Here is a 19,294-nt window from a genome sequence, read left to right on the forward strand (position 1 = left end):
GAAGAATATGAAACAAATGCGAGAACATTGGGGCTCAAAAATTGGCTTTATTTTAGCTACAGCCGGATCAGCAATTGGTCTTGGTAGCCTCTGGCGTTTCCCTTATGTGACAGGGCAAAATGGAGGAGGCTTATTCGTTCTACTTTACCTAGTGTTTACCTTCTTCATTGCTCTCCCTGTGTTTATTGGAGAACTTATAATCGGGCGTTCCTCTCAACTAAGTGCAGTAGGAGCTTTTTCTAAACTAAGCAATGAATCTCCCAAATGGAAATTATTAGGATGGCTAACCGTATTAACTACTTTTTTGATTCTTTCTTATTATTGCGTAGTTTCAGGCTGGTGTGTTAACTACATCTTTTTATCTCTTACTCATTTTACAGAGGGAAAAAACCCAGAACAGATAAGAGCGGTATTTGATACATTACAGGCATCTGGCGATATTAATCTATTTTGGGCCTTTATTTTTGTGATATGTAACGTTGGGGTTGTATGTGGTGGAGTCCGAAAAGGGATCGAATACTGGAGCCGCATGCTTACCCCTGCTCTCATGTGTATCTTAGTAAGTCTTTTTATCTTCAGCACAACGCTAGATGGATTTGGACAGGCTTTTCGTTTTGTCTTCTACCCTGATTGTTCCACATTTTCTGCTTCTAGTGTGCTTCATGCTCTTGGCATGTCATTTTTCACCTTAAGTGTTGGGTTAGGTATTATCCTAACCTATGGCAGCTATATGTCGCCCTCTGAAAATATTGCAAAAACCGGGTTGATTGTCAGCAGTATGACGGTTTTAGTGTCTCTTATGTCTGCTATGATGATCTTCCCCATTATCTTTACTTTTGGAATACAACCACAAGCAGGAGCTGGACTAGTATTTAAAACCTTACCTATTCTCTTTGCTAAGCTCCCAGGAAGCTTGGTTATTTCAACAATTTTCTTTGTTTTATTGGTTTTTACCTCTTTTACCTCATCTATTTCTCTATTTGAAGTATTAGTAGCTAATCTCATGGAGTTATTTAAGTGGCAAAGGATCAAAGCTGTTATCATTTCCTCTTCTACGGTTTTCCTATTTTCTATTCCTTCTGCTTTATCTGGATCAAGCTCTCTCTTTGCCAATTGGAAAAGTATGTATGGTCAGACATTTTTTGAAACTCTAGATTATGTAACAGGTAATTGGATGCTTCTTTTTAGCGCTTTATTCACCACTCTTTTTATTGGTTGGGTAATGCGACGCCAAACCATATATGAAGAGTTTCTCAAAGGTTCAAGACTTAGTAAAATAATGTATATATGGTTTTTTATGATGAGATGGTTAGCACCTATCGCAATCTTGCTGATCATTTTAGAAGAAGCTAAATTAATTGATATTAATTTGTTTTCAAACTATTGTCATATTCCATCTAATACGATTAAAGGAGGTATATAATGAAAAAACATGGTAATTTAAAAATTGATACAGAAAATATCCTACCGATCATTAAACAGTGGCTCTATTCGGACAAAGAAATTTTTCTTCGAGAGCTTGTTTCTAATAGCTGTGATGCTATTCATAAATGCAAAGTGTTAAAAGATCACGAAGAACTCTCTGTTGAAGATAGCTCCTTTCGGATTGATCTAACAATCGACAAAGAGAAAAAGACTCTGACTTTTAGCGATACTGGTCTTGGTATGAGTGCAGAAGAAATAGAAAAGTATATTGCACAGCTTGCTTTTTCGGGAGCAAAAGAATTTTTAAGCAAATATAAAACCGAAAAAGAACAAGATCAGATCATTGGACATTTTGGCCTTGGATTTTATTCCGCCTATATGGTTGCGGATAAGGTTAATATTGATTCTCTGTCTTACGTTCCAGAAGCAGAACCAGCGCTTTGGTCTTGTGATGGTTCTTCTTCTTATGAACTAGGACAAGGAACTAGGACATCTAGAGGAACTACGATTACATTATATGTGTCTTCAGAAGCAGAAGAGTTTTTAGAAGAAACAAAAATAAACACGCTTCTACAAAAATACTGTGCCTTTTTGCCGATTCCTATTTACCTAAATGGTAAGCAAATCAACGCTAAAGATCCTCTTTGGCTAAAAAGCTCTGCTGACTGCACAGATAAAGAGTATATCGATTTCTACCACCAACTCTATCCACTAGAGCCAGATCCGATCTTTTGGATTCATCTAAATGTAGATTATCCTTTTAATCTAAAAGGGATCCTTTACTTTCCTAAAATTACAGGTCGCTTTGACTGGAATCAAAATACTATTAAGCTCTTTTGTAATCGCGTATATGTATCAGACAACTGTAAAGACATTTTACCCGACTACCTTATGGTACTAAGAGGAGCTATCGACAGTCCTGATATCCCCTTAAATGTATCACGTAGCACCTTGCAAGTCGATCGTACGGTAAGACAGCTATCTCAACATATCTCTAAAAAAGTAAGCGATCGCCTCCTCTCTTTATATAACGCTAATCGCGAGCAGTTTATTCAAACATGGCCGGATATTGAGTGGATTATCAAACTGGGGATTTTACAAGATGATAAATGGTATGAGCGTCTTAAAAGCTTACTCATTTGGCAGCAAACAAACAAAGATTGGACAACAGTAGAAGAATATATAGAGCGCAATCGTTCTTCTCATGAAAATAAGATTTTCTACGTTTCTCAAGAGCATTCTCATAGCCATATTCTTGATCTATATCAAGCAAAAGGTATGGAGGTTTTATATGCCCCTTCACCGATTGATAACCATCTTATGAGTTTTTTAGAAAATAAATTAGATAAGATAAGTTTTCAAAGAATTGATGGAGCACTGGATGAAACCATAGTTGATAAAACTAGAGAGCATATTCTACTTGATACAGAAGGGCGTACAGAAGCTGCTAAAATAGCAGATTTCATCCGTTCTAAATTACAAATAGAGAATCTTGAAGTAGAAGCAAAAAGTCTGATCAATGACACAGTTCCAGCTCTTTTAGTGATTGATGAGCATATGCGAAGGATGCGTGAGACAATGGCTTTAACCAAACAATCTTTCAATTTGCCTTCCAAGAACACTTTTGTGGTAAATACTAATAATAAGCTCGTGCAAAAAGCTTATCAATTAGAAACAAAAGAACCAGAACTGGCTAAAGAACTTATCCATCATATTTATGAACTGTCTTTACTTTCTCAAAAAGAACTAGCTCCAGAGGCTCTATCGTCTTTTATTTTGCGCTCTAATCGCGTATTGGAAAAAATGGCAGATTTCTACCCTTAAAAAATCTTCTCAAGGAGCAAATCCTGCTCCTTGAGGCCTAATTTTCACAGAATCAATCACCCTTCCCTTTATATCTAAAGCATCCACTACAGCTTTTTCTTGATCTATTTGCACTAAACACACCGAGTTGGCTTTTGCTGCTTTCTCTAAATACCATTTCTCTCTAGGAGTTCGTGTCCAAACACCCCAAGAGCCATCACCCATATATATGACTCCATCTGGATTGTATTCTCCATTCTTTAAAGGATAAGTTCTCTTATAAGCATGATTGTGATTTTCAAAAGCTATTTGCAGATGATAACGATCAAAATGAGGATGCCAATGCTTTCGAACTCTTCTTGGAATGGTTCCTTCTTCAGAGTAAACAGAAGGGTATCCTGAAACGTGGTAGACCGCCATTTTATAGGCGTTTTTCTCTCTTTTTTCTAACTCTTTTTCTAGCCATTTCTCCTGTGCTTTAACTCGATACCGATGCTCAGTATCAAGCAAAAAAAGAGATAGGTTATTACCGATATCTAGCACTTTAAAAGATTTTATTTCCGGTAAAAACTTATAAACCATTTCTTCCTCTAGGCCTACATGCTCAACATCATGGTTCCCCAATACACCAATAATCGGGATTAATCGTCCATCAGGAGTTTTCATTATCTCCGACCAAGTATTGAAAAAAGTAACCCATCTTTTTTCCTGCCAATCTTTTTGTTTAAGTAACTGTTTGCTTCCACGAGTGTAAGCAATATCTCCTCCAACTATCACAAAATCAGGAGCCCTAGCTGCGATTTGCAAAGCCATTTTACGCATTAAATCTAAATAGTAATAAACATCTCCTCCTACAGCAAAACAAAGAGAGCGTCTTAAATCAACAGGCAGGCTTCGAAATCGATAGATTTTCTCACCAACACTAAACTCGTACTCTGTATTAGGCTCAAGATCAACCAGTTCTACTGAATAAATCCGTAAGGATAAGCACTGCAAACAAACATAAGTCCCTTGCTTGTAAGACCATGTGCTTTCCCCTTGCTTGCGATATTTGATCTTTTGATCTTCTTTGTTTTCTGTATACCAATGTATGACCATGCTCGTGGCAGGATCATTTTCCCAGGATAGATACACCGTAGGTTGTGTTTTTGGGAAAAAATCGAAAAAACAAAAAAAACATAAAATACTGGTAATTAAAATCATAAGGCCTCTTTTTAAAAAGACTTATCATATTTATTAATTTATCATAAGTAAAAAATAGTTAATTTTACATGCCTATCTTTAACATATATTTATCTTTAACATATAAAATATAAATAAATAACATACTTAATATAAAAATAATAAGAAAAAATCATGATAAATATTCATAATATATCAAATTTAGAAATGTTTAATCAGGAAGGGTATTCCGTATCCTGCCCTAAAGACTTACAAGAAGCAATACAAGCAGGGATCGTAAAAAAAGTAAGAAAGCTTTTTAATACGGAAGGATTTCTTGCTCTTATCCCTAATTTTGACCCAACTGAAGACACAAAACTTCGCATCCATCTTACAAAAGATGGGATTACAATTCAGTTGTTAGAAAAAGATACCAGCAATCCTAAAGTAGATACTCCTTATACAAAAAACGACCTAGAACTCTCTGAGGAAGTGAAAACAAGAAAAGAAAAAATTATTAAAAAAATAGACTCTTTACTTAAAAAACCCTCTGCTCTTGATTCTTCTGCTAGATTGGAATCTAAAGTCCACCCCTTATTTATACCTTCACAACCAAACAAAGAACAAGCACCTTCTAAAATCTATTTTGATGCTACTCTATCAAACCCTCAAATACAACAACTGCACGCCAGAATAGAGGATCTACAAAACCAACTAAATAAAAAAAACCCTTATCCTGAAGAGCTAAAAGTAATAAAAGAACAGCTTGTATTCTTAAACCAAGCTATTCTCAATTTATCACTTAAACAAGAAAACATTACCTATCCTCATACTGAAGAATATACTCTGATTAATAAATTAGTAGATAACCAACAGGATATTTACAGAGCATTACTAGACCTTTTATCTAGAAATTTAAATCAAACCTCTAATACTATTCCACAAAATCTATCTGTTATCCAAGATACTGGAATTAAGGAAATGGCTTTTAAATCAAAAGAAAATACATCCTTAGAAGAGCTTGTAGATCTAAAAGAAGGCCTTAAGGAATTATCTAATCTACAAAAAGAAAAAGATGATTTAGAGATCGCAAATGCAACTCTACAAGAAAACCTTCTTTCTAAAGAGGCGCAAATTGCAACTTTAGAACAAAAAATTCAAAACTTACCTACAGATGAGGCTCTTTATCAACTACAGTCTCAATTAGAGACATTACAGAATGAAAAAGCTAATTTACAATCACAGCAAGATGGCTTTATTTCTCAACTGGAAAAACTTACTAAAGCTAGCAAAGTCTTAGAAAGCTCAAATGCAACTCTACAAGAAAACCTTCTTTCTAAAGAGGCGCAAATTGCAACTTTAGAACAAAAAATTCAAAACTTACCTACAGATGAGACTATTTATCAACTACAGTCTCAATTAGAGACATTACAGAATGAAAAAGCTAATTTACAATCACAGCAAGATGGCTTTATTTCTCAACTGGAAAAACTTACTAAAGCTAGCAAAGTCTTAGAAAGCTCAAATGCAACTCTACAAGAAAACCTTCTTTCTAAAGAGGCGCAAATTGCAACTTTAGAACAAAAAATTCAAAACTTACCTACAGATGAGGCTCTTTATCAACTACAGTCTCAATTAGAGACATTACAGAATGAAAAAGCTAATTTACAATCACAGCAAGATGGCTTTATTTCTCAACTGGAAAAACTTACTAAATCTAGCAAAGGTTTAAAAAGCTCAAATGCAACTTTACAAGAAAACCTTCTTTCTAAAGAGGCGCAAATTGCAACTTTAGAACAAAAAATTCAAAACTTACCTACAGATGAGACTATTTATCAACTACAGTCTCAATTAGAGATGCTACAAAATGATAGAGCTAATTTACAAGTAAAACTTTCTGATAAAAATGAGAAAATTTTCGAGCTAAATAAAGAAATTCAGAGTTTATCAGAAGTGCACCAAGCATTACAAAACCAGCTGAGAGACGAAAAAGAAATAGTAAGCATATTAGAAACAGCTGCCATACCAACAATAAGTAGTAAGGTAGAATTAATAGAAACTATCATAGAAGAAGAAAAAAACAAAATGGAACAAAATCTTTCTCTTCTAGAGAATAATGCTATTCCAGAAAATCTATTAATCCCTACCTCTGATTATTACACTTTAACTCCAAAAGTACTACAAGAAGAAAGTTTCGAAACAGCCACAGAAATAACTACTTTACAAGCAGAAATAAAATACCTTCGAGAAGAACTCGAAGATATTAGACCTATTGTATACAACACTACTAGAAAAATAGAAAAAACAGAAAAATCTAATAAGGATTTAACATTAGAATTATCTAAAAAAACAAAAGCCATTGAAGACTTAGAAGAAGAAAAAAAATTCCTAGAATCTCGATTAAATAAATCAGAATCGCAGTTAAAAGATCTACAAAAAGCTCAATACATCTTTAAAGAACAACAAAAAGAAATAAGCCTTTCTTCAGAAGAAAATAACGATCTTTTAGAAGAATTAGAAAAAATACAAGAAAAATTATCATTAGAAAAAAGAGCACGAGCCGAACTAGAAAAAACTCATCAAGATCAGCTAGAAAAATTAAAAGATCTATATAATGAAAATGTTTTAGAGAAAATGGAGCATATAAACACAAAGATAGCTAACTTGCAACAGCAAAAAAAAAATACATGCTTCACTTTAGCTCAGGTTTTAACAGACTATATAAGAGCAGGATCCATTACTGAGGACGTAGGTCAAAGCATAGTGGGCCTAATGGAAGAAGCCTTCAATAATAATACAACTGAATACAAAGCTTTACTAGACTTAGTAAGCTCTGAAGAAGAAGATTTTGTATCTTCTGAAGAAAGTGCTAGTTCAGACGAGTATAACGAAGATTCTTACCTAGGATCATAAAGACAGAAAAAGCTCTTTTCTGTCTTTCATAGTTAAATTTCTTATTTAACTTCTGTAGATTCTATTTCTTTCTCTTTGGCAATAGAAGGTTGAATATCGGTAATGGCGTTTTTCAACACTTCCATTTTTCCTCCTTGATAAAGGGATAAAATCACGGTATCTTTTTCTACTTTATCTATTGTACCAAGGATTCCCATAACAGTAACACGATCTCCTTTAGCAATGGAGCTTCTCATTTGTTCCATTTGTTTACGGCGTTTTTGGTCAGGGCGCCAGATAATAAAATAGAAAAAAATAACAGCAAATCCAATCATAAATAGCATTTGCATTAAGTTGCTATTACCACCAGTAGCTTCTGTATCAGCAAATACAGAGCTTGTTACACAAAGAGCTGGAATGGTAAATTTAGATGTTTTATTCATAACTCTATCCTTATCATTTGAGATATTTTTGTCCTAGAATGCCCAAGTATCTTGGATAAATCAAGAAAAATTCAAAGTCTTCAAAAAAGTCTTAATAGAGCAATTATTTCAATGTGTACTGTATGAGGAAATTGATCTACTGGTTGAAGTAATATTAATTGGTATCCTTTTTGCATAAGCAATTGAATATCGTTTGCTTGAGTGGTTGGATTGCAAGAAATGTAAATAATTTCTTGAGCCCGTAATTCTAAGAGAGATTCAATGGTCTTGTTATCTAATCCTGTGCGAGGAGGATCAACAATGACCAAATCTGGAGGAATAAAGCCAGGATCGTTTTTTAATTCCTGTACTTTTTGCCCTACATCCCCACAGATGATTTCAAGATTCTCAATATGATTTAATTCTTTATTCACTTTAGCATCAAATACAGCATGAGGATTTAGCTCTATAGCGGTCACCCTATCAGCTATTTTAGCAAAAACAATGGATAAAGTAGCAGTTCCTGCATAGAGATCAAGAATATGTTTTTTAGGACCTTGTATAGCTTGAAGCGCAGAGGAAAACAACTTTTCTGCTTGCTTCGGATTGGGTTGAAAAAAAGAAGTGGGGCTAATCTTAAAAGTTAAAACTTTACCATCCACGTTAAGCCTCTCTAACATATGATCTGGACCATGTAAATGCATTTCAAAAAACTGAGTGGGCTGCCCTTTGATTGCTTGCTGAATACGCAAAAAGATACTGATTCTTTCTGGTTCAGAGGCTGTAAGCAGGATCGCTTGAATAAACTGCTGGATCTGCTGCTTATTTAAAGCATATTCTGGCCTACCGGAAACAGTAAGCATCACAAGTTTATCAGATGTATTTAGGGATTGCCGTACAATTAATGTTCGTAAAGACCCTGTATTATCTAAACGATAAGCATCAAGACCGCTTTGTTTCCACCATAGCCTCACCTGAATAACAACTGATGAAAACCATGCAGATACCAACCAACATTCTTGTAGATTAAATACATGACCTCTGCTACCAGCTAAGATGAGTCCTAAGAATTGTTGCCCAGATCGATCTTGGGAAAAACTAAACTCCATCTTATTGCGATATCGCCAAATCTGATCGCAGCTAAGAATCGATTTAAGCGGAAACTCCTCTTTGATAAAAGAAGCAAATAACTCATGGACTCGTTGCTGTTTCTGCTCTAATTGAAACAAATAATCTACCTGCTGCCAACTACATCCTCCGCAAGAGGGAACATGAGAACACTTAGGAGCTGTTCTATAGGGCGACAAGTAGGTAATCTGTTTGATGAAAGCGCGTTGTTTTGTTTTGATTTCAACAACTAACTCATCCCCAATAACTCCACCTATAACGTGAAGCGACTTTGAAAAACCAGGACTTTTTCCTGTTCCATAGCCTTTTTTATGGAATCTTTGAATGAAACAAACGCTTTCTTTCATTTTTTTTCTCTTTTATGAATGTAAAATCATAACGAGAAAAAAAATTAACCTTTAGCAAATTCTTATCTTTTTTTCTTGCGAGCTGGCGCTTTCTTCTTGACAGGAGCTCTTTTTGTGCTCTTTGCTTTTTCTGCTCTAGCTGCTTTTTTCATTCCAGATCTTGCAGCAGCCACAGACTCTTTACGAAATACCTTAGATGTTTTAGAAAATCTAATTGTATTAGTTCTTGCTCTTTGAGCTGCTGCTTTGTTCCCCTCCATTGCTTTTTCCAAATCATGCCGAATGTCAGCAATTTGATGTAATAATCTTTGGATTGTCTCTTTTAATGCCATAACTTCCTCCTTAAGGATAGCCCATTTTCAAGTTTATTTTACATTCACGATTCATAAACTGTTTTTAGAAATTGTGCAACTATTTTTACATATATGTTTATATATTACAAAAAAACCAAACAGCTTTACTAAGAAGAAAGACTTTGTTAAGCTAATCTAAAAAAGCTTAAACCTCATGAACCAATCTATTTATTATATAAATGGTAGCTATGTGCCAGAAAGCGAAGCCAAGCTTTCTGTTTTTGATCTCTCTATTCTAAGAGGATTTGGTGTTTTTGATTATTTACGCACTTATAAGAAACGCCCTTTTCATCTTTGGGATCATCTCGAAAGATTAAACTATTCTGCTGAAAACTTAGGGTTAAAAATCCCTTGTAGCTTAGCAGAAATTGCAAGAATTATCGATTCTCTAATCGAATTAAATCACTTAGAAGAAGCAGGGATTAAAATCATTGTAACAGGAGGAATTAGTCCTGATCAATTTACTCCTCAAGCAGCTTCTCTAATTGTTCTTGTCTTTGCTCTAACCAAGTATCCTAAACGCTTTTATATAAAGGGGGTTTCTGCAATTACTACTTCTTTAGCACGCAGTTTTCCGAAACTAAAAACAACCCAATATATTCCAGCAATCGTCACCCTACATGCAAACCATGAGGCAAAAGAAGCTATTTATTTAAATCAAGACCGAGAATTACTAGAAGCAACTACTAGTAATTTCTTCTGTTTTAAAAAAAACACATTATACACCTGTAACTCTGATGAAATATTGCTTGGCATTACTCGTGAGATTATTCTTAAACTAGCAGCTTCCAAGTTCCCTATTAAATTTTTTCCTATTACTTATAAAGAACTACCTACAGTCGATGAAGCCTTTATAACCTCTAGTAATAAAGAAATTATGCCTATTGTTAAAATCGATCATCATCCGATTGGAACAGGAAAAGTGGGAATAAAAACAAAAGAGCTGATCCAAGCCTTTAAAAAATATACCCAACAGCCTAAATGGACAGCTTTATCTATTCCAAGGCATACTGTAAATAAATAAATTGATTGATTTTTTATTGTTTAATATGGACAGAGAATTTTCTTTTACGTTATACTAGGTTTTAGTGAGCAAGCCCTAATTTTAGGAGTTTTTTTTCACCACACTTTCGTGTTGGTCCCGTGTGTTGTCACCCGCGTCCCGTTTTTTAGCCGGCGCTTTAGATTCCGCGAATCAACTTCAGTGTTAATTTTTAATATCGTTAAACTTATTTTAGCGATTTGTATGTATTCTTGGAGAATTTATGAACGAATCAAATAACAAAAAAAAGCTGTATGTAGGCAGCCTACCTTTTAAAACATCTGAAGAAGAGTTACATAACCTTTTTGCTCCATATGGCACTATCGTTTCTGCTCGCATTGTAGTAGATAGATCCAATGGTGATGCCTCAAAAGGCTTTGGTTTTGTTGAAATGGAAAACGCTGAAGATGCTCAACGCGCTGCAGAAGCATTAAACGGATCTTTATACGAGGGGCGCACTCTGATTGTAAACGAAGCACGTCCTGAACAAAAAACCAATTTCTCTCGCCGAGATGATCGAGCAGGTGGTGGTCGTTCTTTCGGTAATGATCGCTCTTTCCGTACTCGTCGTGATCGCGGTTAATTTGTATTTTAAGTTTTTTAAGCCAAGAACTCTTGAGTTCTTGGCTTTTTCTTTTTCCGATCTAGATAATACATATTTTTCTTAAGTTTTATCATGACCCTTCTTTTAAATTCCCAGTCTCTTTCTAAATCATTTGGGACTAAGATTCTATTTACCGATCTATCCATTAGCGTTTTTACTAAAGATCGCTTAGGACTCATTGGCCCCAATGGTTCTGGGAAGTCCACTTTTTTGAAAATTTTAACAGGGATAGAAAACCCCGATTCTGGAGAAGTTATTCCTAAAAAGGGGTTAAAAATTGGTTATGTTCCACAATCTTGCGAATTTCCCTCAATTCCTGTTGAGCAAGTTTTAATGGATGCTTTAGCAAAAGAAAATCTTACAGACTATAATAAACAACTACTTGTAAAAACCTGGCTTAGTAAAATGGAGTTTAACAAAAAACATCCAGAAACAGCAGCCTTGCTCTCAGGAGGTTGGAAAAAAAGACTTAGCTTAGTTCAACAGTTGATTTTATCCCCTGATCTTTTACTCCTTGATGAACCGACAAATCATTTAGATCTTGAAGGGATTCTCTGGTTAGAAAAACTTCTTATTAAAGAAATTTCTTCTTATATTTTGGTTAGTCATGACCGATATTTTTTACAAAACGTAGTCAATCGATTAATAGAAATCAATTCTGCTTATCCTAAAGGAATACTTTCCATCGACGGCTCTTATGCTAATTTCTTAGAGAAAAAAGAGCAATTTCTACAAGGTCAAATTCAACAAGAGCGCTCATTGGCTTCTAAAGCACGTAGAGAAGAAAGTTGGTTACGTCAAACTCCTAAGGCACGCACAACAAAAGCCCAATCAAGAATAAATACAGCAAAAGAAGTGTTCCAAAATTTAACTCTTGTTCAAGATAGAAACCGTCAAAAAAAAACAGATATTTGTTTTTCTGCAACTCAAAGAGAGACGAATAAACTGCTTGTAGCAAAAAACCTCTCTAAAAAAATGGGAGATAAAACTCTTTTTGAGCATGTGAACTTTACTTTGAGCCCTAAAACTCGCATTGGCTTAATGGGACCTAATGGTTCTGGAAAAACAACGCTTCTACGTATTCTTGCCAAAGAGCTTCTTCCTGATCTTGGAACTATTAAAGAAGCCGATGAGATTAAAATCATATATTTCGATCAACATAAAACACAAATTCCTAACCATATTACTCTCAAAGAAGCTCTTTCTCCTGATGGAGATTATATTTCATTTCAAGGACAATCGATCCATGTAAATGGGTGGTGCAAGCGATTTTTATTCTCACCTGATTTATTAAATATGCCTGTTGGCTCTCTTTCTGGTGGAGAAAAAGCACGAATCTCTATTGCACATCTTATGCTCAAGCAAGCAGATATTCTTTTATTAGATGAACCAACTAATGATCTAGACATTCCCACATTAGAAAGCTTAGAAGAGAGTTTAATTGACTTTCCTGGAGCTATTGTATTAATCACTCATGATCGTTGTATGCTGAACCGGGTTTGTAATTGCTTACTTAGTTTAGGAGACTTTAATCAAACCACCCTGTATCCAGATTACATTCAATGGCAAGCAGCCCAAAAAAACACGCCTCTTAAATCTAAAGAAAACAAACAATCCTCTATTTCTAAACCAAAACTCCCTTATTTAAAGCAAAAAGAATATCAGCAAATTGAAAAAAAAATTGCAGTTTTAGAAGAAGAAATTAAACAGTTTCATCAGTTGTTAGAAACAACAACAGACACAAATGATCTTACAGAGATTTGCACAACAATTGGCCTAAAGGAAAACCAAGTTGAACAACTCTACCTATGCTGGCAAACACTTGAACAGAAAGAATAAATCTGGAGATAATATATATGTCTATTCCTTATCCCTGCTATTCATCACCTCTTCCTATAAAACTAGAGAATGGCATCGTTAATCAGCCGCTTGATTTATCTTTCAACTCTCTAGAAAAAAAAGCCATACAACAATTTAAAGATAAAATTTCCATACAACAAATTTCTAAAGAATTAGATTTAAGCATTGATAGAATATATAGCATAATCAGTAAAACATCTTTGGTAAAAATCAAAAATTTTAAAAAGTATACCTCAGATATAAAAAATCGTGTTAAAGAAGCAAAAAATGCAGGAAAAACCTTAGCAGAAATTGCAAAAATATTTAACCTAAAACCTCACCAGGCACTTTATATTAATCGCTTTAATAGAAGTCTCTTTGTAAAACAGTTGTATCATTCTATAAACATTGTTCCTAACAGAGGTTCTCCTATGACTGTTAAAAAATTAAAAGATCTATTGCATCATCAACATATTCAAAGAAAAGCATGAAAAAAAATATAGGATCTAAAGATCGACTCATTCGCTTAGGGTTAGCATTTATTCTCATAGCCTGCTCCATTTGGAAAAGCAGTTGGCTTTTGTTAATATTTGGTGTATTCACTCTACTAGAAGCTCTTTTTAGTTGGTGTATTTTATATCAGATTTTAGGGAAAAACAGCTGTCCTATCAATCATAAAAAATAATCTCTTATGCTCTATGATTTGATTATTCTAGGAGGAGGAGCTTCTGGTATTTTTGCAGCCATTAATGCTAAGCTAACTTATCCAACAGCAAATATTCTCCTACTTGAAAAAAATGCCGTTTTACTTACAAAGGTACGCATTTCCGGAGGAGGAAGATGCAATGTAACGCATGCTTGCTTTGAGCCCAAACAACTGATTAAAAATTATCCTAGAGGAGAAAAAGAACTTCTTGGTCCTTTTCATGTTTTTGGACCAGCTGATACAATAAAATGGTTTGCATCTAAAGGAGTACTTTTTAAAACAGAGGCTGATGGTCGTATTTTTCCTCAAACAGACCAATCGGAAACAATCATTCAGACCTTATTACAAGAAGCTCATAAATTATCAGTAATCATTAAGCTAACAGAACATGTTGAGATAATCGAAAATAAGACCTCTAATTTTACCATTTACACAAAAAAAAAAGAGATCTATCAAACCACAAATCTTCTACTAGCTACAGGTAGCAACTCTCAAGGTTATAGATGGGCAGAACAGTTAGGTCATACTATTCAAAAGCCAGTTCCTTCACTATTTACCTTTAATGTTCCCTCTTCTTCCTTAAAAGATTTAAGTGGAGTCTCTATTCCTTCTGTTCGTCTGCAAATTCTAGGAACAAAACTCATTCAAGAAGGCGCTATTTTAATTACACATTTTGGTTTTAGCGGCCCTGCTATTTTAAAACTATCTGCTTGGGGATCCAAATATTTACATGAACAGAACTATCAAACTCAGTTAATGATTAATTGGGTAACTCTTTCCAAAGAAGAAGTTTTTGCTAAATTACAAGAAGCAAAGACACGCTTTCCCCATAAAACACTTTTACAAGAAAATTTATTTGATTTACCTAAAAATCTATGGAAGGCCTTTTTAGAAATATTGGACATTTCTTATAAACAACTCTTTACAGAAATTTCTTTGCAACACTTAAAAAATCTTGCTCAGAAACTTACTAAAGATTGTTACCAGATTGAGGGGAAAACACTCCATAAGCAAGAATTTGTCACTTGTGGAGGAGTCACTTTAAAAGAAGTAAATTTTAAAACAATGCAAAGTAAAATATGCTCTCGGCTTTTTTTTGCAGGAGAAATTCTTGATATTGATGGGATCACAGGTGGATTTAATTTTCAAAATGCTTGGACAACAGGTTACATTGCAGGAAAATCTTCTCTTCAAGCCGCATCTTCAAAAGAGTTGATTTCTGATTCTTCATAGAATATTTCTTTAATATCTTTCATCTTATGAGCAGATAACCAGGAAGTTTTTGATTTTCTTGTAGATCTCTTAATAGCTACTTCTTGCATCTTAGGGTCTTGTAAAAAATACAATACTGCATCGAAAAATACCTTTCTTAATTGTGGATTATTACGTTCTCTTTGAGGAACTAAATAAAAAAAATGAGTCTTTAAAGCTTTAAGAAATAGAGCAGCTTCTCTTTGATAGTTCTCTTCTTTTTCTCTAAGAACTTCATAAAATTCTTCTTTACTCAGTTGTTTGCCTGACATAAGTAAACTTTTGTATATGTAATCAGGATTTACGCTTAAAGGCCATCTTTCATGAGCTGCACAAATGATCATTTTTATAGAAAATAAAAATATTTTATTTGTTTTTTTTGATTTTTTAAGTAACTGTTTTCTTTTCTTGAAATAACAAATAAAAGCTAATGGTTTCTTAAAAAGAGTTTCATTGTTTACTGTAGTCTCCCAAATATTTTTCAAATACAATTGAGTAAACAGGTTATTTGTTTTTTGTAAACAATTCCTAATTTGTTGAGAAAGAGATTTTTCTATAGAAAACATAATTAAACCTTTTAACTTAAGATAAGTTCATCCTAATTTCTATATAGTAATACAGCAACACTTTTTTCATTTATTAATAAGTTTGTTTAAATTAATTATTATTTTTACATGAGTAATTTACTAAGACTTAAAGCAGACTATAATTAACAATGAATTTCTCAACTTCAAACATCTTTTCATAAACAGGAATAGAAGATTCAAACTCTCCAAACCAAAGACCAAAAACAGTCGTTTTTGAATCATTTGCCTGGGTTGCTTTCATAACAAAAATTACTTACAAAAGCACTGTATAAGACCTTCTATCTTTGTCGTTTTCTTCTTTTATTCTAGGGATATTTTTTATAGCAGGTAAATTTCCAAGATTTTTTAATACTTTCAAAAACTCGCTAGTAAATTTCTTGAATCAATGAATCTTTACCCTGTATTGTTACACTCATAGTATTCTCTCTTTTACAAAACCCATGTTGTTTCTTGTGTTATCTCTGGATCTACCCATCGTCCCTGCTTCTTTATAAGTTCAATTAGACGATCATCAGCATTAGCAAAATCAATATCTTTCTCCACGCAGGTTTTCCCGAGATAAAGATCGATCTTTCCCGGTTTGGATCCAACATAACCAAAATCTGCATCTACCATTTCTCCTGGACCATTTACAATACAACCCATAATAGCAATTTTCACACCAGGAAGATGGGAAGTTCGCGCACGGATACGCTTAGAAACATCTTGAAGATCAAAAAGCGTTCTACCACAACTTGGACAAGAAATAAAATTGGTTTTGAAAGTACGCATTCTTGCAGATTGCAAAATAATAAAGCTTAAATTCCTTAAGAAACCGATCTCATACGGGCCCTTTAGCCAAATTCCGTCTCCTAGGCCATCACAAAGAAGAGCTCCTAGTTCTGTAGAGGATTGAATAATAAGGTCTTCTTGCGTACAGCTGTAATTAAAATGCAAAATCACAGGAGTTTGTAGCTTTTGCATTTGAAGCCAATTAAAAAATTGTCTGCAGTAATGTAGGCGATTATCTTCTGGAGCTAAAACAATAAGCTCTGGTTGCATTTCTAAAAGATTTTCCCATTCTATCGAGAATTCGTCTTTTATTATAACAGCTAATGAAGAAGGCATAAGCGCTAATTTATCGAAGTTAGGTGAATTTTTCTTAACTTCTGACAAAGAAATAAGCTTAACTCCGCCCTCAATGGGATTATAGGAAAACACGCTCATTCCCATTTCTTGCAAATTCTTGAGAGCAGGAGTATTAAAATCAACATCTCTATCTAAAACAATACAATCAGAACTAGCTCTTTTAAGTTTAGGAAAGCTTAATTGAACATCACATCCTAACTTCTTGTAAAAACCACAATCTTCTACATCGCTTTTATTTACACTAATAAGGACTGTTCCATCCTTATGCAAAGAAATATTTCTTGGTAAATTAATTAGGCGCCGCTCTATCTTTTCAAGATTACGATAAGTTTCTTCAAAAGGAGGTATCCCCTGTTTTTTTTCATATTCAGCAGCCAATGCAATAAGACGTTGACAGGGATCAATTTCATACCAAGGCTCTTCTGTTAGAGAAACACGAATGGTTTCTCCGATACCGTCTAAAAGAAGAGAGCCAATTCCCATAGCTGATTTAACTCGACCATCTTCTCCTTCCCCTGCTTCTGTAACCCCTAAATGCAGCGGATAGTCCCATCCTAAAGCCATCATTTCAGCAACTAAAAGACGATAGGCTAAAATCATTACCTGTGGATTAGATGACTTCATCGAAAACATAAAATCGTGATAATCATTCTTACGACATACTCTAGCAAATTCCAGTGCTGATTCCACCATTCCTTGTGGTGTGTCTCCATAACGATTCATAATACGATCAGACAAAGAGCCATGATTTGTACCTATACGCATTGCTCTTTTCAAAGATTTGCATTTTTCCACAAGAGGAGTAAATTTTTCTTCGATTTTTTCTATTTCTTTTGCATAAGAGGCATCATCGTATTCAATCGTTTTAAATGAAGCTCTTCTATCTACATAATTACCAGGATTTACCCGTACCTTATCAACAAAATCAACAACACGCATCGCAGCAGGAGGGAAAAAATGTATATCTGCAACAATAGGAATTGTATATCCACGCTGAAGAAGTCCATTTTTAATCTCCTCGCAGGCATTAGCTTCTTTCATTCCTTGAACTGTTACTCTAGCAATTTCACACCCTGCATCAGCAAGTCGAATAATCTGATTTATAGTAGCTTCAATATCACGTGTATTGGAGGTGGTCATGGATTGGATACGTATAGGATTGTTTCCTCCAACTCCGACCTTACCAATCATAACTTCACGTGTTTTCCTTCTCTTTGTTTTACAAGTGGATTCGCAATACTTAATCATAGCTTTTATGCCTATATAATTTTTTCTTAAAACTTTATAGAGAAAACCGTTTTAGTCTCTAAAAGGTTTAAAAGAGTTATTATTCTTACACTAATCCACTTCTAGTGCAAGATTTAAACTTTTTAAGTTAAAAATTAGATGTAAAAAAATGATTTATAATTTAAGAATAAAAACTATTAAAGCAATAAGGAGAATCTGTTAAAAGGTCTTCTCTTGTCTTTAAACCCTATACGTAAGCGCGATATTCTTGAGAGATATCTAATACATCATTAAGATGTTTAAGATTTTCTTTAAAGATATCTTTTCCTATTTTAGGATCATTCCAATACTTTATGTAATTAAACGTTGCAAATCCACCAATAATACCAGTAGTAAACAATATCGAAGTTATAAGAAATGGTTTAGAAACTAAGAAAGAATAAGGGGTAAAGAATTGGTCGATATTTAGAGCTATTAAAAAAATAGCAATAGACCCCATATGAAATGTAGTTTGATAACCACTGATTTTATCCAGATGTCTTTGATCTTTTACTGCCTGACTAAATATTATTTTTGTTAAAGATCCTAAACCTTTATCATTACCATATTTTCCAATGATTTCATCTACTTTTTTGTTTGGAAACAAAGAAAAAATCTTTCTAGGTGAATCCTTGAATTCTTGCAAAAAAGTATCGTCTTCTCCGGCATGTTTATAAAAAACATTACAAAAAACATTCTGCGTTTTTGTTAATCTATTGCTTGCTTCACTTTGTAATGAAGAGAATTTATATGTTGCATAAAGTATAGGAATAAGAACAAGAGGAAGAGCTACCATAGACACAGAAAGTAAACTATTTAATCCAATACATGTAATTACAGAAGAGGCCACAAGAGTAATCACAGTTATCTTGTTATCATAAACTATTTTTACCCAAGATCTTTGTTCATTTTTAAGCTGAAGATTGCAGTGTTGTATACAACTTTGAAGATTTTCTGATTCCTGATCTTTAGAAAAAAATTCTATTTTTAAATTTTGATCGAATGGACTAATAGCTGCCATAACTCCTCTCACTCTAATTTAAAATCCTTTTTTTTAGACATAAAAAAAACCCTAGTTAGGTCTAACTAACTAGGGTGGATAGAAAAAAACTTGGCGGCGACCTACTCTCCCATACTCTTGCGTATAATACCATCGGCGATGAAGAGCTTGACTTCTGAGTTCGGGATGGGATCAGGTATTTCCTCTTCTCTATTGCCACCAAGACTAAATTTTTGTCAGATTCCTCTCACTAATGCAAATTGACGCTTGAGTTTGTTAGTTTCCAAAACAGCTTTTTAGCTGCATCTTCAGTATTCTCCTTATTTTAAGGAAAATAGTG

General features: G+C 34.0%; 17 protein-coding genes and 1 rRNA gene. 9 read left to right on the forward strand and 9 right to left on the reverse strand.

Annotation, left to right across the window (positions count from 1 at the left end; genetic code table 11):
* Positions 1-7: 7 nt before the first annotated feature.
* Together RHAB15C_RS05820 and htpG are read left to right on the forward strand one after the other, a co-directional pair.
* A complete protein-coding gene (locus RHAB15C_RS05820) occupies positions 8-1,423 on the forward strand; it encodes a sodium-dependent transporter (RefSeq protein WP_194845268.1) in 1,416 nt (471 codons plus the stop codon).
* Entirely contained in the window at positions 1,423-3,249 is a 1,827-nt protein-coding gene (gene htpG, locus RHAB15C_RS05825; RefSeq protein ID WP_194845269.1) for a molecular chaperone HtpG, read from the forward strand. The genes RHAB15C_RS05820 and htpG overlap by 1 nt, the downstream gene beginning before the upstream one ends.
* Positions 3,250-3,258: 9 nt before the next feature.
* Here the strand turns inward: htpG and RHAB15C_RS05830 are convergent, their stop codons facing one another.
* Complete coding sequence (locus RHAB15C_RS05830; RefSeq protein ID WP_194845270.1) at positions 3,259-4,431, reverse strand: purple acid phosphatase family protein; 1,173 nt, start codon at positions 4,429-4,431, stop codon at positions 3,259-3,261.
* A 153-nt stretch (positions 4,432-4,584) separates the two neighbouring features.
* On the opposite strand from RHAB15C_RS05830, the gene RHAB15C_RS05835 reads away from it, so the two are divergent.
* The gene (locus RHAB15C_RS05835; RefSeq protein ID WP_220716037.1) at positions 4,585-7,302 is read left to right on the forward strand and encodes a coiled-coil domain-containing protein; all 2,718 of its coding nucleotides are present in this window, start codon (positions 4,585-4,587) and stop codon (positions 7,300-7,302) included.
* A gap of 41 nt (positions 7,303-7,343) precedes the next feature.
* On the opposite strand, the gene yajC is transcribed toward RHAB15C_RS05835, so the two are convergent.
* The 3 genes from yajC to RHAB15C_RS05850 all read right to left on the reverse strand — a co-directional run bounded on the left by yajC (position 7,344) and on the right by RHAB15C_RS05850 (position 9,510).
* Positions 7,344-7,724 carry a preprotein translocase subunit YajC gene (gene yajC / locus RHAB15C_RS05840; RefSeq protein WP_194845272.1) on the reverse strand — a complete coding sequence of 127 codons (381 nt, stop codon included), beginning with the start codon at positions 7,722-7,724 and terminating at the stop codon, positions 7,344-7,346.
* An 80-nt stretch (positions 7,725-7,804) separates the two neighbouring features.
* A complete protein-coding gene (gene rlmD, locus RHAB15C_RS05845; RefSeq protein ID WP_194845273.1) occupies positions 7,805-9,178 on the reverse strand; it encodes a 23S rRNA (uracil(1939)-C(5))-methyltransferase RlmD in 1,374 nt (457 codons plus the stop codon).
* 62 nt (positions 9,179-9,240) lie between these two features.
* Positions 9,241-9,510 carry a histone gene (locus RHAB15C_RS05850; protein WP_194845274.1) on the reverse strand — a complete coding sequence of 90 codons (270 nt, stop codon included), beginning with the start codon at positions 9,508-9,510 and terminating at the stop codon, positions 9,241-9,243.
* Positions 9,511-9,685: 175 nt separating this feature from the next.
* Between RHAB15C_RS05850 and RHAB15C_RS05855 the strand changes: the two genes are divergently transcribed.
* The 6 genes from RHAB15C_RS05855 (at position 9,686) to RHAB15C_RS05880 (ending at position 14,955) form a co-directional block, all read left to right on the forward strand.
* The gene (locus RHAB15C_RS05855; protein ID WP_194845275.1) at positions 9,686-10,555 is read left to right on the forward strand and encodes an aminotransferase class IV; all 870 of its coding nucleotides are present in this window, start codon (positions 9,686-9,688) and stop codon (positions 10,553-10,555) included.
* A gap of 241 nt (positions 10,556-10,796) precedes the next feature.
* Positions 10,797-11,156 carry an RNA recognition motif domain-containing protein gene (locus tag RHAB15C_RS05860; protein ID WP_194845276.1) on the forward strand — a complete coding sequence of 120 codons (360 nt, stop codon included), beginning with the start codon at positions 10,797-10,799 and terminating at the stop codon, positions 11,154-11,156.
* A 93-nt stretch (positions 11,157-11,249) separates the two neighbouring features.
* On the forward strand, positions 11,250-13,016 hold the full coding sequence (locus tag RHAB15C_RS05865) for an ABC-F family ATP-binding cassette domain-containing protein (RefSeq protein ID WP_194845277.1): 1,767 nt from the start codon (positions 11,250-11,252) through the stop codon (positions 13,014-13,016).
* A 17-nt stretch (positions 13,017-13,033) separates the two neighbouring features.
* Positions 13,034-13,507 carry a hypothetical protein gene (locus RHAB15C_RS05870; protein WP_194845278.1) on the forward strand — a complete coding sequence of 158 codons (474 nt, stop codon included), beginning with the start codon at positions 13,034-13,036 and terminating at the stop codon, positions 13,505-13,507.
* The gene (locus tag RHAB15C_RS05875; RefSeq protein WP_194845279.1) at positions 13,504-13,701 is read left to right on the forward strand and encodes a YgaP family membrane protein; all 198 of its coding nucleotides are present in this window, start codon (positions 13,504-13,506) and stop codon (positions 13,699-13,701) included. The genes RHAB15C_RS05870 and RHAB15C_RS05875 overlap by 4 nt, the downstream gene beginning before the upstream one ends.
* Before the next feature lie 6 nt (positions 13,702-13,707).
* Positions 13,708-14,955 carry a BaiN/RdsA family NAD(P)/FAD-dependent oxidoreductase gene (locus RHAB15C_RS05880; protein WP_194845280.1) on the forward strand — a complete coding sequence of 416 codons (1,248 nt, stop codon included), beginning with the start codon at positions 13,708-13,710 and terminating at the stop codon, positions 14,953-14,955.
* Here the strand turns inward: RHAB15C_RS05880 and RHAB15C_RS05885 are convergent.
* The 5 genes from RHAB15C_RS05885 to rrf all read right to left on the reverse strand — a co-directional run bounded on the left by RHAB15C_RS05885 (position 14,913) and on the right by rrf (position 19,178).
* Positions 14,913-15,539: a hypothetical protein gene (locus RHAB15C_RS05885; RefSeq protein ID WP_194845281.1), complete on the reverse strand. Its 627-nt coding sequence runs from the start codon at positions 15,537-15,539 to the stop codon at positions 14,913-14,915. The genes RHAB15C_RS05880 and RHAB15C_RS05885 overlap by 43 nt on opposite strands.
* A gap of 127 nt (positions 15,540-15,666) precedes the next feature.
* Positions 15,667-15,801, reverse strand: a complete 135-nt coding sequence (locus tag RHAB15C_RS07370) for a hypothetical protein (protein WP_281422350.1) — start codon at positions 15,799-15,801, stop codon at positions 15,667-15,669.
* 188 nt (positions 15,802-15,989) lie between these two features.
* Positions 15,990-17,936 carry a (E)-4-hydroxy-3-methylbut-2-enyl-diphosphate synthase gene (gene ispG, locus RHAB15C_RS05890; protein ID WP_194845282.1) on the reverse strand — a complete coding sequence of 649 codons (1,947 nt, stop codon included), beginning with the start codon at positions 17,934-17,936 and terminating at the stop codon, positions 15,990-15,992.
* A gap of 226 nt (positions 17,937-18,162) precedes the next feature.
* On the reverse strand, positions 18,163-18,975 hold the full coding sequence (locus RHAB15C_RS05895) for a hypothetical protein (RefSeq protein ID WP_194845283.1): 813 nt from the start codon (positions 18,973-18,975) through the stop codon (positions 18,163-18,165).
* Positions 18,976-19,063: 88 nt separating this feature from the next.
* Positions 19,064-19,178, reverse strand: a 5S ribosomal RNA gene (rrf, locus tag RHAB15C_RS05900).
* Positions 19,179-19,294 lie beyond the last annotated feature (116 nt).

This window comes from Candidatus Rhabdochlamydia porcellionis, assembly GCF_015356815.2.
GTDB lineage: Bacteria > Chlamydiota > Chlamydiia > Chlamydiales > Rhabdochlamydiaceae > Rhabdochlamydia > Rhabdochlamydia porcellionis.

Bases quoted from the DNA above. Each gene is read 5' to 3' on its own strand.
- RHAB15C_RS05820 (WP_194845268.1), top strand. From the start codon at position 8: ATGAAACAAATGCGAGAACATTGGGGCTCAAAAATTGGCTTTATTTTA.
- htpG (WP_194845269.1), top strand. From the start codon at position 1,423: ATGAAAAAACATGGTAATTTAAAAATTGATACAGAAAATATCCTACCG.
- RHAB15C_RS05830 (WP_194845270.1), bottom strand. From the start codon at position 4,431: ATGATTTTAATTACCAGTATTTTATGTTTTTTTTGTTTTTTCGATTTT.
- RHAB15C_RS05835 (WP_220716037.1), top strand. From the start codon at position 4,585: ATGATAAATATTCATAATATATCAAATTTAGAAATGTTTAATCAGGAA.
- yajC (WP_194845272.1), bottom strand. From the start codon at position 7,724: ATGAATAAAACATCTAAATTTACCATTCCAGCTCTTTGTGTAACAAGC.
- rlmD (WP_194845273.1), bottom strand. From the start codon at position 9,178: ATGAAAGAAAGCGTTTGTTTCATTCAAAGATTCCATAAAAAAGGCTAT.
- RHAB15C_RS05850 (WP_194845274.1), bottom strand. From the start codon at position 9,510: ATGGCATTAAAAGAGACAATCCAAAGATTATTACATCAAATTGCTGAC.
- RHAB15C_RS05855 (WP_194845275.1), top strand. From the start codon at position 9,686: ATGAACCAATCTATTTATTATATAAATGGTAGCTATGTGCCAGAAAGC.
- RHAB15C_RS05860 (WP_194845276.1), top strand. From the start codon at position 10,797: ATGAACGAATCAAATAACAAAAAAAAGCTGTATGTAGGCAGCCTACCT.
- RHAB15C_RS05865 (WP_194845277.1), top strand. From the start codon at position 11,250: ATGACCCTTCTTTTAAATTCCCAGTCTCTTTCTAAATCATTTGGGACT.
- RHAB15C_RS05870 (WP_194845278.1), top strand. From the start codon at position 13,034: ATGTCTATTCCTTATCCCTGCTATTCATCACCTCTTCCTATAAAACTA.
- RHAB15C_RS05875 (WP_194845279.1), top strand. From the start codon at position 13,504: ATGAAAAAAAATATAGGATCTAAAGATCGACTCATTCGCTTAGGGTTA.
- RHAB15C_RS05880 (WP_194845280.1), top strand. From the start codon at position 13,708: ATGCTCTATGATTTGATTATTCTAGGAGGAGGAGCTTCTGGTATTTTT.
- RHAB15C_RS05885 (WP_194845281.1), bottom strand. From the start codon at position 15,539: ATGTTTTCTATAGAAAAATCTCTTTCTCAACAAATTAGGAATTGTTTA.
- RHAB15C_RS07370 (WP_281422350.1), bottom strand. From the start codon at position 15,801: ATGAAAGCAACCCAGGCAAATGATTCAAAAACGACTGTTTTTGGTCTT.
- ispG (WP_194845282.1), bottom strand. From the start codon at position 17,936: ATGATTAAGTATTGCGAATCCACTTGTAAAACAAAGAGAAGGAAAACA.
- RHAB15C_RS05895 (WP_194845283.1), bottom strand. From the start codon at position 18,975: ATGGCAGCTATTAGTCCATTCGATCAAAATTTAAAAATAGAATTTTTT.